Source organism: Oscillibacter sp. KLE 1728, from assembly GCF_934833455.1.
Lineage (GTDB): Bacteria > Bacillota > Clostridia > Oscillospirales > Oscillospiraceae > Oscillibacter > Oscillibacter welbionis.
In genome coordinates, this window is sequence record NZ_CAKVVF010000050.1 from 1 (window position 1) to 14,641 (window position 14,641).

The window sequence follows — 14,641 nt, forward strand, 5'->3', positions numbered from 1 at the left end:
TGCCCAAAAAGAAAAAAACCGACGACAACAAGCATAAGGTAGACGCGTCCAACGTCATCGGCCTTCACGCGGCGGTGGTGGAACAGCCCATCACCGACACGCTGGAGACCAACTACATGCCCTACGCCATGAGCGTCATTGTCTCCCGGGCCATTCCGGAGATCGACGGGTTCAAGCCCTCCCACCGCAAGCTGCTGTACACCATGTACAAGATGGGTCTGCTGACGGGAGCCCGGACCAAGTCCGCCAACATCGTGGGCCAGACCATGCGCCTCAACCCCCACGGCGACGCCGCCATCTACGACACCATGGTGCGCCTCTCCCGGGGCTACGGCGCCCTGCTGACGCCTTTTGTGGACTCCAAGGGCAACTTCGGCAAGGTCTACTCCCGGGACATGGCCTGGGCCGCCCCCCGGTACACGGAGGCCAAGCTGACGCCCATCTGCGCCGAGCTGTTCCGGGACATCGACAGCGACACCGTGGACTTCGTGGACAACTACGACAACACCATGAAGGAGCCGGCCCTGCTGCCCACCACCTTCCCCAACATTCTGGTGTCCGCCAACAGCGGCATCGCCGTGGGCATGGCCTCCCAGTTCTGTGGGTTCAATCTGAAGGAGGTCTGCGACACCACCATCGCCTATCTGAAGAACCCGGACTGCGACCTGATGGAGACCCTGCTGGCGCCGGATTTCCCCACCGGCGGAGAGCTGATCTTCGACCGGAACACCATCCGGGAGATCTATGAGACCGGCCGGGGCAGCGTCCGGGTCCGGGCCAAGTACCGCTACGTCAAAGAGGAGAATCTCATCGAGATCTACGAGATCCCCTACTCCACCACCGTGGAGGCCATCCTGGACAAGGTGGCGGAGCTCATCAAGGCGGGCCGGGCGAAAGAGATCGCCGACATGCGGGACGAGACGGACCTCTCCGGCCTGAAACTGGCCATCGACCTGAAGCGGGGCGTGGACCCGGACAAGCTGATGACCAAGCTCTACAAGCTGACACCCCTGGAGGACGCCTTTGCCTGCAACTTCAACGTGCTGATCGCCGGTACTCCCAAGGTGCTGGGGGTGCGGCAGATCCTGGAGGAGTGGACTGCCTGGCGGACCGGGTCCGTCCGGCGGCGGGTCTACTTCGTGATGAAGAAGAAACAGGACAAGCTGCACCTCTTAAAGGGCCTCAAGCGGATCCTGCTGGACATCGATAAGGCCATCCAAATCATCCGGGAGACAGAGGAGGAGGCCGAGGTCATCCCCAACCTGATGATCGGCTTCGGCATCGACCAGATCCAGGCGGAGTACGTGGCGGAGATCAAGCTCCGCAACATCAACAAGGAGTATATCCTCAAGCGTGTCAACGAGACCGCCGCCCTCCAGGACGAGATCGCCGACCTGGAGGACACCCTGAACTCCCCCCGGCGGCTGAAGCAGATCCTGGTGGACGAGCTGACGGAGGCGGCCAGGAAATACGGCGAGCCCCGCCGAACCTCCATCGTGTACAGCCACGAGATCGAGACCTATGTGGAGGAGGCTCAGGTGGAGGACTACTCCGTCCATGTGTTCCTCTCCAGGGAGGGGTACTTCAAGAAGATCACCCCTGCCTCTTTGCGAATGGCGGCGGACCAGAAGTACAAGGACGGGGACGGATTGTCCCAGACCTTTGAGACCACCAACGGCGCGGAGATCATGTTCTTCACGGACCGGTGCCAGGTGTACAAGACCCGCCTCAGCGAGTTTGAAGACACCAAGGCCAGCGCCCTGGGGGATTATCTGCCCGCGAAACTCTCCATGGACAGCGGCGAGAATGTGATCTACGCCGTCCTGCCGGGACCGGACTACGCCGGGGCCCTGCTGTTCTTCTTTGCAAACGGCAAGGCGGCCCGGGTGGACCTGACCGCCTACAAGACCACCTCCAACCGCCGCAAGCTGACGGGGGCCTACTCCGACAAGGCGCCCCTGGCCTGTATCCGCAGGCTGGATACAGACTGCGAGCTGGCGGTGTACTCCACGGAGCCCCGGGCGCTGATTTTCCACACCGCTCTGCTGGCTCCCAAGACCACCCGCACCACCCAGGGGGTGGCGGTGATGACCCTGAAGCCAAAGTACCAGCTGGAGACGGTGAAGGCGCTGGAGGACACGCCCATCACCAACCAGAGCCGCTACCGGGTGCGCAGTCTCCCGGCGGCGGGCGCCCTGCTGCGGGAGGAGGACTCCGAGGAGCGGCAGATGGATCTGCTGGACTGAATCAGATAGAAAAGGAGTAGATCTATGGCGCAGAAGGTGAGGAGCTGCGGTATCATCACGCTGGGGGCGGTGATCTACGCCCTGGCATTTGACTGGTTCGTAGCCCCCAACCAGATCGCCATGGGCGGCGTGACGGGTCTGGCCCAGATCGTGAACGCCCTGGTGCCGGTCCTGCCGGTGGGAGTGCTGTCCATCCTTGTCAATGTGCCGCTGTTTCTGGCGGGCTGGCGGCTGCTGGGAGGCCGCCTGCTGGTGAGCAGCCTGTACGCCATGGCAGTCAGTTCCTTGGCCATTGACGTGATTGCATGGATGCATACCTTCCCCCCGATGGACCCGATCCTGGCGACCCTGTACGGCGGCGCCGGGATGGGGGTAGGGCTGGGATTGGTATTCTCCCAGGGGGCCACGACGGGCGGCACGGATATCATCGGCAAGCTGCTGAAGCTGAAATTCCCCTGGCTGCCCATCGGTAAGCTGGTGATGATCCCGGACATGGTGGTGGTGATCCTGGCTGCAGTGGTGTTCGGCACCGTCAACGCGGCACTTTATGGCTTGATTCAGATGTATCTGCTGTCCAAGGTCATGGATATGATCCTGTACGGGTGGGATACCTCTCGTGTGGCCTACATCATCACCGACCGGTGGGAGGAGACGGTCCAGGGACTGCTGGATATGAACCGGGGCGTGACGCTGCTTCAGGGAAAAGGCGCATACACCGGCGCGGAGAAGCAGGTACTGCTGGTGGCCTTCAGGCAGCGGGAGATCGTGCCCATCAAGCGGATGCTGCGGGAGATCGACCCGAAGGCTTTTTTCATCGTGTGCGACGCCCATGAGATCCTGGGCGAGGGATTTGGGGATTATCAGAAGGAGGAAATTTGACATGACAGATTTCACGAAGGTTCAGCAGGCCCTGGAGCGCCGGGGCTACACCGTACGCACCTTTGCGGCGGCGGCGGAGGCCGCGGCCTACCTGGACGGCGCCATCGACGGCAAGACCGTGGGCTTCGGCGGCTCCGCCACCCTGGACGCTCTGGGGGTGTACGACAAGCTGGCGGCCCACAACACCGTCATCTGGCACTGGAAGCAGGAGGCGAACGCCGCCCGGAAGGCGGCCATGCAGACCCAGGTGTACCTGTCCTCTGCCAATGGCCTGGCGGAGTCGGGGGAGATCGTCAACATCGACGGCACCGGCAACCGGGTGTCCGCTACGCTGTTCGGCCATGAGAAGGTGTACTTTGTCATCGGCCGGAACAAGCTGGCCCCCACCTACGAGGCGGCGGTGTACCGGGCCCGGAACGTGGCTGCACCCCAGCGCGCCCGGCAGCTGGGGAAGAAGACGCCCTGCGCCGTGAAGGCGGACCGCTGCTACGACTGCCGGAGTCCTGAGCGGGTCTGCCGCGCCTTGGTGACTCTCTGGGGGCCTATGCTGGGCATGGAGACGGAGGTCCTGCTGGTGGACGAGGACCTGGGGCTGTAAGCGCGCCCCTGCCCGTCCCTGGGCCATTCTGACCGGAAAGGAGGCGCCGAGCCGTGAAGCTGCGCCATCTCACCCTGCTCCTGTGCGTCAGCCTGTCCCTGACGGGGTGCAGCGCCCTGCTGGAGCGGAACTATGCCACCGTGGAGCCCCACAGCAGCAAGTTCTGGGAGAGCGAGGCCGCCGGGACTCTCCGGGCGGAGAACTACCAGGACATCGTGAACGACCTGCTGATCCTCATCGGCCAGCACACGGAGAGCGCCACGGTCCGCCTCTACAACTACGAGGACGATCTGACGGTGGCGGACACACTGGAGCAGGCCACTACGGAGGTCCAGCAGGAGACGCCTATGGGCGCCTATGCCGTGGAGTATATCACCGCCTCCAGCCGGTCCCAGCGGGGGTACTATGAGATCAGCATCCAGGTCAGCTACCGCCGGACGGCGGAGCAGATCCAGGCGGTGGTGAACGCCACCAGTACGGAGGCGCTGTCCGCCCTGCTGGAGGCGGCGCTGGACGAGGGCCGCACAGAGCTGGCGGTCCGGGTCGGCTATTGGGGAGAGGACGGCCAGGCCCGGGTGGAGGAGACGGTGGCACAGCTCCGGGAGGCGCGAGGTCTGGCAGAGACGCCGCCCTGGACGATCTCCTATTATCCGGCACAGGGTCCGGTGGGGCTGATCGAGTTTGTGATGGGCGGAGACGCCGCGGCTGCTGCGGAAGAAAATTCGGAAAATCTTGCAGAAGAGTCTTGACAAGCGGGTGTTTCTCTGGTAAAATACCCCTTGTTCCGCGGGCATAGCTCATCTGGTAGAGCGCCACCTTGCCAAGGTGGAGGTAGCGAGTTCGAGCCTCGTTGCCCGCTCCAGAGTGAAACAGGACACCCAACTTTGGGTGTCCTGTTTTTTCATCAGAAAGCGAACTCGCTGCCTCCGCCCCGCGCCGAAGGCGCGATTGGATCAGAGGTGAGGCAGGGGTCCTGCGAATGGCGGTCAGCCATTCGCGGGATGCCGGGAAGCGAGCTCGAGCCTCGTTGCCCGCTCCAGAGTGAAACAGGACACCCAGCTTTGGGTGTCCTGTTTTTTTGTGTAGGAGGCGAACTTGTCCCGCCAAGGTTTTGTCTTCGGCAAAATACTTGAACGGCGTAGTGGCGCCGCCGGTCTGTTGGGCCGGGATGATAGACGGCAAACGCGATACCCCGCTGAAGGCGTGCCGTTGACTTCCCGCTCCGGAGAGGATAGCATAACCGATGAGGGAGGTCGTATGCTGAAACTGTTTCTGGTGATGGCCCTGATGTTTCTGCCGCTGTCTGTACCTTACGGCATCCTCTGCTTTGCCGCAGCCCGCTGGGGCCTGCAGCGGAAGACTCTGCGTTTCCGGCGGGGTGTCAGAGTATGCCTTTTGATCGGACTAGCCCTTTTGGCTGCGGGGATGGCCTATGGACTGCTGCGGTACTGCGGCGTCTTGGTGTTTCCGGATGACGATCCCTCCTCCATTCACCTGTTCAACTCCAGCGGCGGCGATGAGGGGTTTCAGTACCTCTATATGTGCGGGACGGTGTTCCTGGGCATTCTGGCGGCCCTGCGGCAGGAGAGGGCGGCGCACCCCGCAGACCCGCAGAAGGCCGCAGATCAACACGCGTCCGACTGCTGAGACAAATAACGGATGAAGCCACCCACTGCAAAGGCAGCGGGTGGCTTGCGTTTTCCTGTTTACTTCTCCATCCCGCAGGGCCAGGCCTCCTGTGCGGCGGTCCGGTCCCGCACCACCGCCTCATACAGCCGCCAGCCGCCGGAGAGGTTATAGCATTTGAACCCCTGCTGGGCCAGAATGCGGCACGCGATATAGCTCCGCAGGCCGCTCTGGCAGATAACGTACACCGGCTTGCCTACCGGGACTTCCCACAGCCGCTCCCGCAGGTCATCCACCGGGAGGTTGACAAAGCCCTCCGCGTGGCCGTCGGCGTACTCGCCGGGGGTCCGCACGTCCAGCAGCGTCACACTGCCGTCCCGGGGCAGGGCGTCCACATCCTCCGGGAAGAACTGCTCCACCAGCCCATGGGACAGGTTCTCGATCATAAAGCCTGCCATGTTCACCGGATCCTTGGCGGAGGAGTAGGGCGGCGCGTAGGCCAGATCCAGATCCTTCAGCTGGAGGGCGGAGAGTCCCGCATGGATGGCCGTGGCCAGCACGTCGATCCGCTTGTCCACACCCTCGTAACCCACGATCTGCGCACCCAGCAGGCGGTATGTGCCCTTCTCGAACACCACCTTCAAGGTCATGACTTTGCCGCCGGGATAGTATCCGGCGTGACTCATGGGGGAGAGGTAGACCTTGTCGCAGTCGATGCCCGCCTGTTTTGCCGTCTTCTCATTGACGCCGGTGGTGGCGATGGTCATATCGAATACCTTGATGACGGAGCTGCCCTGGGAGCCGGGATACCGGCTGTCTCCGCCGCAGATGTTGTCCGCCGCGATGCGCCCCTGCTTGTTGGCGGGGCCCGCCAGGGAGAGGAGGGTGTCCTGCCCGGTGACGAAGTGCTTCACCTGCACCGCATCCCCCACAGCGTAGATGTCCGGCGCGGAGGTCTCCATCCGGTCGTTCACCAGGATGCTGCCCTTGATCCCCAGCTCCAGCCCGGCCGCCTTGGCGAGGCCGGTGTCCGGCGTGACGCCGATGGCCAGCACCACCATGTCGGCGGTGAGGGGCGCCTCGTTCTTCAGCAGCACATTGACCCGGTCACCGTTGGCGGCAAAGCCCTCCACAGTGCAGCCCAGATGCAGCCGCACCCCTTTTTGCCGCAGCTTGGCGTGGAGGAAGGCGGCCATGTCCGCGTCCAGGGGATTCAGCAGCTGGCGGGGCCGCTGGACCACGGTGACGTCGATGCCCAGCTCCCGCAGGTTTTCCATCAGCTCCACGCCGATGAAGCCGCCGCCGGCCAGCACCGCGGACCGGGGATGGTGCTGTTCGATGAATTCCCGGATCTTCAGGGTGTCCTCTACCGTGCGGAGGGTGAACAGGCGGTCGATCCCTACGCCGGGCAGCGCCGGCTGGGTGGGCCGGGCACCGGGGGAGAGGACCAGTTTGTCATAGGATTCGGTAAAGGTCTCGCCGGTGGCGAGATTCCGCACGTCCACGGTCTTCTCTGCCGGGTGGATGGCTGTGACTTCGTGGCGCACCCGCATGTCCACCCGGAAACGCCGCCAGAAGCTCTCCGGCGTCTGGAGCGTCAGCTCCTCTTTGTCGGTGATGACGCCGCCGATGTAATAGGGCAGACCACAGTTGGCGTAGGATACATATCCGGACCGCTCAAATACCACGATTTCCGCGGTCTCGTCCAGCCGGCGGAGCCGGGCCGCGGCGGTGGCGCCTCCGGCCACGCCGCCTACAATGATGACTTTCATCTCACTTGACCACCTTTCCACGATAGTTGCAGATGCCGCCCAGATCCGTCACATCAGTATACCCCATGCGCCGCAGCAGGCCGGCCGCCTGACGGCTCCTGACGCCGCTGAGACAGTAGACGAAGAGGGGCGTCTCCCGGGCGGGGGGCAGAAGCTCTGTCCGCCCCAACGTCTGCAGCGGCAGATTCCGGCTCTCCGGAATATGACCGTCCGCATATTCCTCCTGTGTGCGCACGTCCAGCAGCAGGGCGTTCGGCGTGGCGGCAAACCGCTCCAGCCCCTGTCCCAGGTCCGGCCGCTGCAGAAATCCAAAGAATCCCATCATACGCATCCTTTCTGTCCGCGCCGCTGCTGCGGCGGGGCTCCCGGCACCGGGAGCCGGGCCGTCCGGCGGCTCTTTTAAAAAGAGTATACCACACGCCGACCGGGATTTCTGTGACAAAAGCACAGAAGTGTCCGGCGCTTGCAATCCCGTCTGGGTGGTATATAATGAATAACAATGCAGACCGGGGCCTGCGGGGGACCGGACAGGAGGCGTGCGGATGGAGTTTTTCTGGGAGATGCTGTCCCTGCAGGAGACGATGTTCCTTCTGATCCTGACGGGCGTACTCATCAAAAAGCTGAAGATCATCGACGCGGCGGGGCGGAAGATGCTCTCCGACCTGCTGATCGATGTGATCCTGCCCTGCAATATCGTCGAGTCCTTTTTAGGCGGGATGGCGTTCCCAGACGGCTTCGCCCGGAACTGCCTGCTGGCGGTTGGACTTTCCGCAGTCATCCAGCTGATGTCCATATACGGCAGCAAGCTGCTCTTCCGAAAGTACCCTCGGGAGCAGAGGAGCGTTCTCTCCTACGGCATCATCTGTTCCAACTCCAGCTTTGTGGGGTTGCCGGTGGCCCGCCTGCTGTTTGGGGATCTGGGCGTGATCTACACGTCCATGTTCCAGATCCCGCTCCGCTTCACCATGTGGACGGCGGGGCTGTCCCTCTTCACCAGCGTCAGCAGGAAGGACGCCTTCCGCAAGCTGGTCCGCCACCCCTGCATCATCGCCGGTGTCCCTGCCGGGCTTCCTGGACAGCGCCGTCGCCTCGGTCAGCAGCTGCACCGTCCCGGTCTCCATGTTCGTCATCGGGACAATCCTGGCGGACGCCCCCATCCGCTCCATGTTCTCAAAGCCTGTTCTGTGGTACACCTGCCTGCGGCTGGTCCTGTACCCGCTTCTGCTGTGCGTACTGCTCAAACCGCTCCACCTGGACACGACGCTGACCAATGTCTGCATCCTGATGACGGGGATGCCCGCCGGCAGCACGGGCTCTATTCTGGCGGACAAGTATGACTGCGACGCCGTCTTTGCCTCGCAGATCGCGTTTGCCTCCACCCTGTGTTCGATCCTGACGATCCCGCTCCTGACTCTGGTAATGGAGTCGTTTCCCCTTTGAGGGAGCCTGCACCCTTGCGGGCCCTGCCGCTGCGGGACGGCGGGATCCAAAAAACAGACTGCACGAGCAGTCTGTTTTTTGCTGGGCCGGGGCTCTCTCGGGACCGCCCCGCAAAGGCCGCCAAAGCAGGCGGCTTGACGCTGAGGGAGGGCTACCCCTGTTTTTGGGCCTTATACGCCTCGCCCCAGTTCCTCATGGCGTCCAGAATGGGTTTCAGGCTGTACCCCAGGTCGGTCAGCGTGTATTCCACGCGGGGCGGGACCTCCGGATAGACCGTACGGGTCAGCAGGCCGCTCCGCTCCATCTCCCGGAGCTGGGCCGTCAGCACTTTCTGGCTGACCGAGCCGATGGACTTCTTCAATTCTCCAAAACGCTTTGTCCCCGGCATCAGATCCCGGAGAATGAGCACCTTCCACTTGTCACTGATCAGCGTCAGCGTGGTTTCTACCGGACAGGCCGGAAGTTCTTTTGCCGCGGCTGCCATCTGCAGGTCCCTCCTGTATACCGATCACTTCAAATCCTCTGATATCATCCATATTTTATGGTACCTGCAGAGCGATTGTCAAGCTCCCATGGGGCGGCGATGAGAAATTTCGCCCCGTGGAAAGCCCCGCAGCCCATTGGTTACCTCCCGGTGCCTATGTCACAGCATTGTGCGTACTTTACGAGTGGTGAATCCCGCCGTACAATAGAAAGCAAGGGGTGAAGCAGCCTGCGCTTTCCCGCAGAAGGGGACGCCCTCTGTAAGCACCTGGGAGAGCGCTCTGCGCAGGCTTCCGCTCTGGCATTTCCGGTATCAGACCGTACAATGAATCTTTCCTTTGGAGGAGACCCATGGATCGCAGGGAACAGGTACAATATTTGAATCAAACCCTTCTGGCGGAAATGCCTCAGTACCGGGAGCAGGCGGAAGCATTTCCGGTGGATGCATTCTCACAGCGGCGGCTGCTCCGCTCTCTGATGAATGTCCGGCCGCCCATGCCCCTAGCCCCTGAATTTTTGGAAGTCCAGGATGCCCTCCTGTCCACCGAGCGGGAGGAAAAGGACGTGGTGGACGGGGATGCCCTGCCGCCCACTGCAGGAGATCCCCGCCTGATCCTTTGGCAGGGGGACATCACCCGGCTGCGGGCGGACGCCATTGTGGATGCAGATAATTCCGCTCTGTTGGGCTGCTTCGCCCCCTGCCACAGCTGCATCGACAACGCCATCCACTCGGCGGCGGGGCTCCAGCTCCGGGACGAGTGCGCAGAAATTATGCGGGCCCAGGGCCGCCCGGAGCCCGCCGGCCGGGCCAAGCTGACACGTGCCTATAACCTGCCGGCCCGGTATGTGCTCCACACTGTGGGGCCCATCGTGGGCAGGTGGGTGACCTGGAAGGACCGGCGGGAGCTGGCCGCCTGCTACCGCTCCTGCCTGGCGCTGGCCGCGGAGCATGATCTCCGCAGTGTGGCCTTCTGCTGCATCTCCACCGGGGAGTTCCACTTTCCAAACCAGGAGGCCGCCGAGATCGCCGTGAGAACGGTCCGGGAATTTCTGGAGCAGCAGACAACTTCCGTAGAAAGGGTGATCTTCAATGTTTTCAAAGACCTGGACGCAGCCATCTACCGCCGTCTCCTCGGACCCGATTGAGCAGCTGAAGGGGGCCCTGGCCTCTGCGGACGCAGTGGTGGTCGGGGCGGGGGCGGGTCTGTCCGCCTCTGCGGGGATGACCTACTCCGGCGAACGGTTCCGGCGGTATTTCAGCGACTTTCAGTCCAGGTACGACATCCAGGACATGTACTCCGGCGGATTCTATCCCTTTGAAAGCCTGGAGGAGTACTGGGCCTGGTGGAGCCGGCAGATCCTGGTAAACCGCTATGAAAAGGCGCCGAAGCCTGTATATGGCGATCTGCTGAAGCTGATAAAGGACAAGGACTACTTTGTCCTGACCACCAATGTGGACCACCAGTTCCAGCTGGCGGGCTTCGACAAGCAGCGGCTGTTCTACACCCAGGGGGACTATGGCCTGTGGCAGTGCTCCAAGCCCTGCCATCAGGAGACCTATGACAACGAGGAGACCGTCCGCAAAATGTTTGCAGAACAGAGGGACATGCGGATCCCCACGGAGCTGGTGCCACGCTGCCCCAGGTGCGGCTGTCCCATGGCCATGAACCTGCGGTGCGACGATACCTTCGTCCAGGATGCGGGCTGGTATGCCGCCGCCCGGCGGTACGAGGACTTCCTACGGCGGCACAGGGGACGGCGGCTGCTGTTCCTGGAGCTGGGGGTGGGCGGCAACACCCCGGGCATCATCAAGTATCCCTTCTGGAAGATGACCCTGGAGAACCGGAGCGCTGCCTATGCCTGTATCAATCAGAAGGAGTCCTATATTCCCCCGGAGATTCGGGGGCGGTCTGTCTGCATCCCTGCGGACATCGGACATATTCTGAAACGACTCACCCTGCTGGAGCACTGAGACCTTCCCCCACCCGGGGAGGCGCATTGAAATCCCTGCTTGCCGGTGATCCCTGTGTAAATGGGACAGAGGTGCGGAAGACTCGGTGGGGTCTCCACGGGAAAATGGACTACCATCCCCAAATGCCTGCCGGCAGCTGAAACGGCTTGCGTCAAAGCCGCGTTTGCAACGGTATTGACAAGAACACACAGCTTGCGGGATCACGTTGCCGCCCAATCCTTCGCTGCGGTCCGATGTTTTCACAGCTCACGGCAGTTCTCGGGGATATGAAAAAGGCCTCCGGCATCTTGCCGGAGGCCCTTGTTTTTTAGCGATGGAGGGTTTTTCAGGCGGCTTCGGCCTTCCGGTGCTCCGCATACAACCGGTACCGGAACGGATAGTCCGGGCTTGCAGAACAGCTGGACTGTACCGGCGAACCGATCCACGCAGCTCGCTGCCCTGCCGTATGGGAACCCCGACCGCAGTTTTAAATCCCAATACTCATCAGGATCTGTGCAGCAAGCCACAGCAGCAGCGCGGACACCACAGCCATGCTCCTGGGGTACTTGCCCGCGGCGCCGGAGGAGATCCGGTCCAGGATGGAGTGGAGCAGCACCTCACAGATCAGGAACACAGCGCCGCCCAGGATCCCGACCCGCAGCACGTCCAGCACCGTCGGCACACTGCCGGCGCACAGAGAGAGCACGCCGAACGCCACAGTGCCCACGATCAGCGAGGTTGCCCAGAACCGGTGGTTCTCCCCAAAGAGGATCACCTCCAGGACCAGCGCGAGGAGAGAGAGGGCCGCCAGCGTGGGAATGTCCAGCGCGGGCAGGATGATGTTGGGGACCAGCGCCGCTGCAATCTGAGCGGCAAGACCCGCTGCCAGCAAGGTCACGGAAAGGCAGATGGACGCCGTGCACAGCGGCGATACAATGATCTTTTTCAAACAGCATCAACCTCCCCACTCTGTCGCAGACGTGCTGACATCTGCACCGGTGACATACGCGCAGGCGGAACTGACGCCACGGGCAACCGCCCGCGAGGTGACGGTGGCGCCGGTGATCGCGTCCACACCACCGCCCACCTCCGCCTCTCCGGAGGTGCCGACGAACTGTACCAGAAAATCAATGTCCGTCAATGCGTTCCGGCCCAGGCCGAAGGTCTCCTCCATGTCCCGGACCACCAGACCTGTTACATGGCCATTGCTGTCCACACCGGTCCACTGGCGGATGGGGCCGGCATAGCCGTCCACAGTGGTCTCTATGATCCAGCCGCCTTCCCCTTTCCAGACGGCCGTAATATTGGCATCGGTCCCCGTGTCCTCTTCCGGGGTGAAGACCGTGCTTCCGGGAAGCAGGGTCTCCATCATCTCCTGTTGCTCCGCTGCGGCGTTTGCGGCCGCGGCGGGAGCCACGGCATTCCCAGCCACTACCAGGATCAGGCCGGCAAGCAGCAGGGAACCGGCACTGACAAGCAGCTCTTTTGCCTTCATCGAAGGCCTCCTTTCCGTTGCGGCGCGCCGAACAGGCGGGTGGGCGTGAAGCGCTCCAGCAGCCAGGACGCGGCATTCATCAGTAAAATCGCGTAGGTGACGCCCTCCGGGTAGAGACCGACGGAGCGGAAGAGCACGGTCAGCACGCCGCAGCCGATCCCATAGAGCACCTGCCCGCCGGGCGTGGCGGGGGAGGTGGCGTAGTCCGATGCCATGAAGAGGGCCCCCAGCAGGACCCCGCCGCCCAGAAGAGTGTACAGCATCCACCGAAGCGGTTCCATCGGTGCGAAGGCGAAGCTCAGGACCGCCATCGTTCCGAGATAGCTGACGGGGATCCGCAGCTTGATGACCCCGCGGACCACCAGATATCCGCCCCCGATCAGCAGCGCCAGCGCGGAGACCTCACCGATACACCCACCGATGCTGCCCAGGAACATCTCCGAAAGCGGGACGTCCGGCAGCGCGGGCATCACCATGCTGTGGAGGGGCGTGGCGGCTGTGACCACGTCTGCGGAGCCCAGGTCCAGGGGAACGGATGCCCCAGGGGCCGCGAAACGGGTCATGGACGCGGGAAACAGCAACAGCAGCAGGGCGCGGGCCGCTAGCGCGGGATTGAAAATGTTCTGGCCCAGGCCACCGAAGGCAGCCTTCACTACAATGACGGCAAACACCGCACCCACCGCCGCCATCCAATAGGGCACGGTGGCCGGGAGCGTCAGCGCCAGCAGCAGCCCCGTGACGGCGGCCGAGAGATCTTCCACGGTCTGGTACCGGCCGGTAAGCTTGTTCCAGAGCGCCTCGGCCAATCCTGCGGCCGCAATGGATACCGCCGCAAGCAGCAGGCAGCGGAGCCCGAAGAAGATCGTTCCCGCCAGGAGGGTGGGCAGCAGCGCGATCAAAACGTCCAGCATGATCCGCCGGGTGTTGTCGCCGCAGCGGATATGCGGGGATGAAGACATGGCAAACCTCATGATGGTTCCTCCCTTACCCGCTGTTTTCCCTCCCGGATCGCCGCCACGATGGGCAGCTTCCCCGGGCAAGTGTAGGCGCAGCAGCCGCACTCCACGCAGTCCAGAATGCTGTATTGCCGAAGCATTCCCACATCCCGGCAGCGGGAGAAGCGATAGAGGTACAGCGGCTGGAGCCCCATCGGGCAGACGGACACGCACCTGCCGCAGCGGATGCAGGAGGGGTGGGGAGACTCCAGGTCATCGGCGCTGGTCAGCGCCACAATGGCGTTGGTGCCCTTGATTACCGGCGTGGAGAGATCCGCCTGGGAACGGCCCATCATGGGGCCTCCGGCGATGACCTTCCACACATCCCCCTGCAGGCCGCCCGCCGCCTCGATGGCGTGGGCGAAAGGCGTCCCGATGGGGACGATCAGGTTTTTCGGCTCCTTGATCCCGTGGCCGGTGATCGTGACGATCCGGCGGAGGATGGGCTCCCCGTCCGCCACGGCCCGGCATACGCTGGCGCAGGTGGCGATGTTGAAGACCGCACACCCCACATCCTTGGGAAATCCGCCGGAGGGGACCTGGCGGCCGGTGACTGCCTGGATGAGCTGCTTCTCCGCCCCCTGGGGGTAGCGGGTGGGCAGCACGACCAGTTCCACCTCGTCCTGCTGCTTCAGCTTGTCCGTCAGGATCGAAACGGCCCGCTCCTTGTTGTCCTCAATGGCGATCACTGTCCGCCGGGGCTTCAGCAGCTGCCGCAGCAGCCGCAGTCCGCGAATCGCCCGGTCCGCATCCGTGCAGAGTAGGGCGTCATCCGCCGTGATATAGGGCTCACACTCACAGGCGTTGGCGATCAGGGTCTCCACCTTCCCGATGTTCGCCTTGATATCGGTGGGGAACGTGGCACCGCCCATGCCCACCAGCCCGGCCTCCCGAATGCGGCGGATCAAGGCGTCGGCGTCCAGGGCATCCGTGTCGGCGCAGGGCGGGACCGCGCTGTGGTAGGTGTTCTGAAAGTCGTTCTCGATCACCACAGCCAGATGGGGCTGGCCGCTGGGGTGGCTCCGGGGCTCCACGGCCTTCACGGTGCCTGACACCGAGGCGTGAACAGGGACGCACAGTCCCTCGCCGTCACCGATCTTCTGCCCCATGTCCACATGGTCCCCGGCCTTTACCAGGGGCGTGCAGGGCTTTCCGA

General features: G+C 63.2%; 15 protein-coding genes, 1 tRNA gene and 1 pseudogene. 10 read left to right on the top strand and 7 right to left on the bottom strand.

Annotation, left to right across the window (positions count from 1 at the left end; translation table 11 throughout):
- The 6 genes from QVE23_RS07130 to QVE23_RS07155 form a co-directional block, all read left to right on the top strand.
- On the top strand, nt 1–2,246 hold a 2,246-nt coding region (locus QVE23_RS07130; RefSeq protein WP_502919079.1), incomplete at its 5' end, for a DNA gyrase subunit A.
- 24 nt (nt 2,247–2,270) lie between these two features.
- Nucleotides 2,271–3,125: a YitT family protein gene (locus QVE23_RS07135; protein WP_021747731.1), complete on the top strand. Its 855-nt coding sequence runs from the start codon at nt 2,271–2,273 to the stop codon at nt 3,123–3,125.
- Between the two features lies 1 nt (nt 3,126).
- Entirely contained in the window at nt 3,127–3,723 is a 597-nt protein-coding gene (locus QVE23_RS07140) for an LUD domain-containing protein (protein WP_021747732.1), read from the top strand.
- Nucleotides 3,724–3,776: 53 nt separating this feature from the next.
- On the top strand, nt 3,777–4,472 hold the full coding sequence (locus tag QVE23_RS07145; RefSeq protein WP_021747733.1) for a hypothetical protein: 696 nt from the start codon (nt 3,777–3,779) through the stop codon (nt 4,470–4,472).
- Between the two features lie 37 nt (nt 4,473–4,509).
- A tRNA-Gly gene (locus QVE23_RS07150) sits at nt 4,510–4,585 on the top strand.
- A 395-nt stretch (nt 4,586–4,980) separates the two neighbouring features.
- Nucleotides 4,981–5,370 carry a hypothetical protein gene (locus QVE23_RS07155; RefSeq protein WP_021747735.1) on the top strand — a complete coding sequence of 130 codons (390 nt, stop codon included), beginning with the start codon at nt 4,981–4,983 and terminating at the stop codon, nt 5,368–5,370.
- 59 nt (nt 5,371–5,429) lie between these two features.
- Here QVE23_RS07155 and QVE23_RS07160 read toward each other — a convergent pair whose 3' ends face one another.
- Together QVE23_RS07160 and QVE23_RS07165 are read right to left on the bottom strand one after the other, a co-directional pair.
- Complete coding sequence (locus QVE23_RS07160) at nt 5,430–7,121, bottom strand: FAD-dependent oxidoreductase (protein ID WP_287967840.1); 1,692 nt, start codon at nt 7,119–7,121, stop codon at nt 5,430–5,432.
- Between the two features lies 1 nt (nt 7,122).
- The gene (locus QVE23_RS07165) at nt 7,123–7,446 is read right to left on the bottom strand and encodes a rhodanese-like domain-containing protein (protein WP_394802903.1); all 324 of its coding nucleotides are present in this window, start codon (nt 7,444–7,446) and stop codon (nt 7,123–7,125) included.
- Between the two features lie 256 nt (nt 7,447–7,702).
- On the opposite strand from QVE23_RS07165, the pseudogene QVE23_RS10945 reads away from it, so the two are divergent.
- Nucleotides 7,703–8,119: pseudogene (locus QVE23_RS10945) on the top strand (AEC family transporter); the annotation flags it as partial.
- A 55-nt stretch (nt 8,120–8,174) separates the two neighbouring features.
- Entirely contained in the window at nt 8,175–8,561 is a 387-nt protein-coding gene (locus QVE23_RS10950) for an AEC family transporter (protein ID WP_353847674.1), read from the top strand.
- Between the two features lie 151 nt (nt 8,562–8,712).
- Here the strand turns inward: QVE23_RS10950 and QVE23_RS07175 are convergent, their stop codons facing one another.
- Complete coding sequence (locus QVE23_RS07175; RefSeq protein WP_021747739.1) at nt 8,713–9,045, bottom strand: winged helix-turn-helix transcriptional regulator; 333 nt, start codon at nt 9,043–9,045, stop codon at nt 8,713–8,715.
- Between the two features lie 350 nt (nt 9,046–9,395).
- Between QVE23_RS07175 and QVE23_RS07180 the strand changes: the two genes are divergently transcribed.
- The gene (locus QVE23_RS07180) at nt 9,396–10,190 is read left to right on the top strand and encodes a protein-ADP-ribose hydrolase (protein ID WP_287967842.1); all 795 of its coding nucleotides are present in this window, start codon (nt 9,396–9,398) and stop codon (nt 10,188–10,190) included.
- Nucleotides 10,135–11,016: an SIR2 family NAD-dependent protein deacylase gene (locus QVE23_RS07185; protein ID WP_273482605.1), complete on the top strand. Its 882-nt coding sequence runs from the start codon at nt 10,135–10,137 to the stop codon at nt 11,014–11,016. Before QVE23_RS07180 ends, QVE23_RS07185 begins: the two co-directional genes overlap by 56 nt.
- Nucleotides 11,017–11,482: 466 nt before the next feature.
- On the opposite strand, the gene QVE23_RS07190 is transcribed toward QVE23_RS07185, so the two are convergent.
- From QVE23_RS07190 to rsxC, 4 genes are all read right to left on the bottom strand, one after another.
- Nucleotides 11,483–11,944 carry a hypothetical protein gene (locus QVE23_RS07190; RefSeq protein WP_021747743.1) on the bottom strand — a complete coding sequence of 154 codons (462 nt, stop codon included), beginning with the start codon at nt 11,942–11,944 and terminating at the stop codon, nt 11,483–11,485.
- A gap of 6 nt (nt 11,945–11,950) precedes the next feature.
- Entirely contained in the window at nt 11,951–12,490 is a 540-nt protein-coding gene (locus QVE23_RS07195; protein ID WP_021751592.1) for an FMN-binding protein, read from the bottom strand.
- Entirely contained in the window at nt 12,487–13,461 is a 975-nt protein-coding gene (locus tag QVE23_RS07200) for an RnfABCDGE type electron transport complex subunit D (RefSeq protein ID WP_287967843.1), read from the bottom strand. Before QVE23_RS07200 ends, QVE23_RS07195 begins: the two co-directional genes overlap by 4 nt.
- A partial coding sequence (gene rsxC / locus QVE23_RS07205; RefSeq protein ID WP_287967844.1) for an electron transport complex subunit RsxC occupies nt 13,458–14,641 on the bottom strand: 1,184 nt, incomplete at its 5' end. The genes rsxC and QVE23_RS07200, both read right to left, overlap by 4 nt.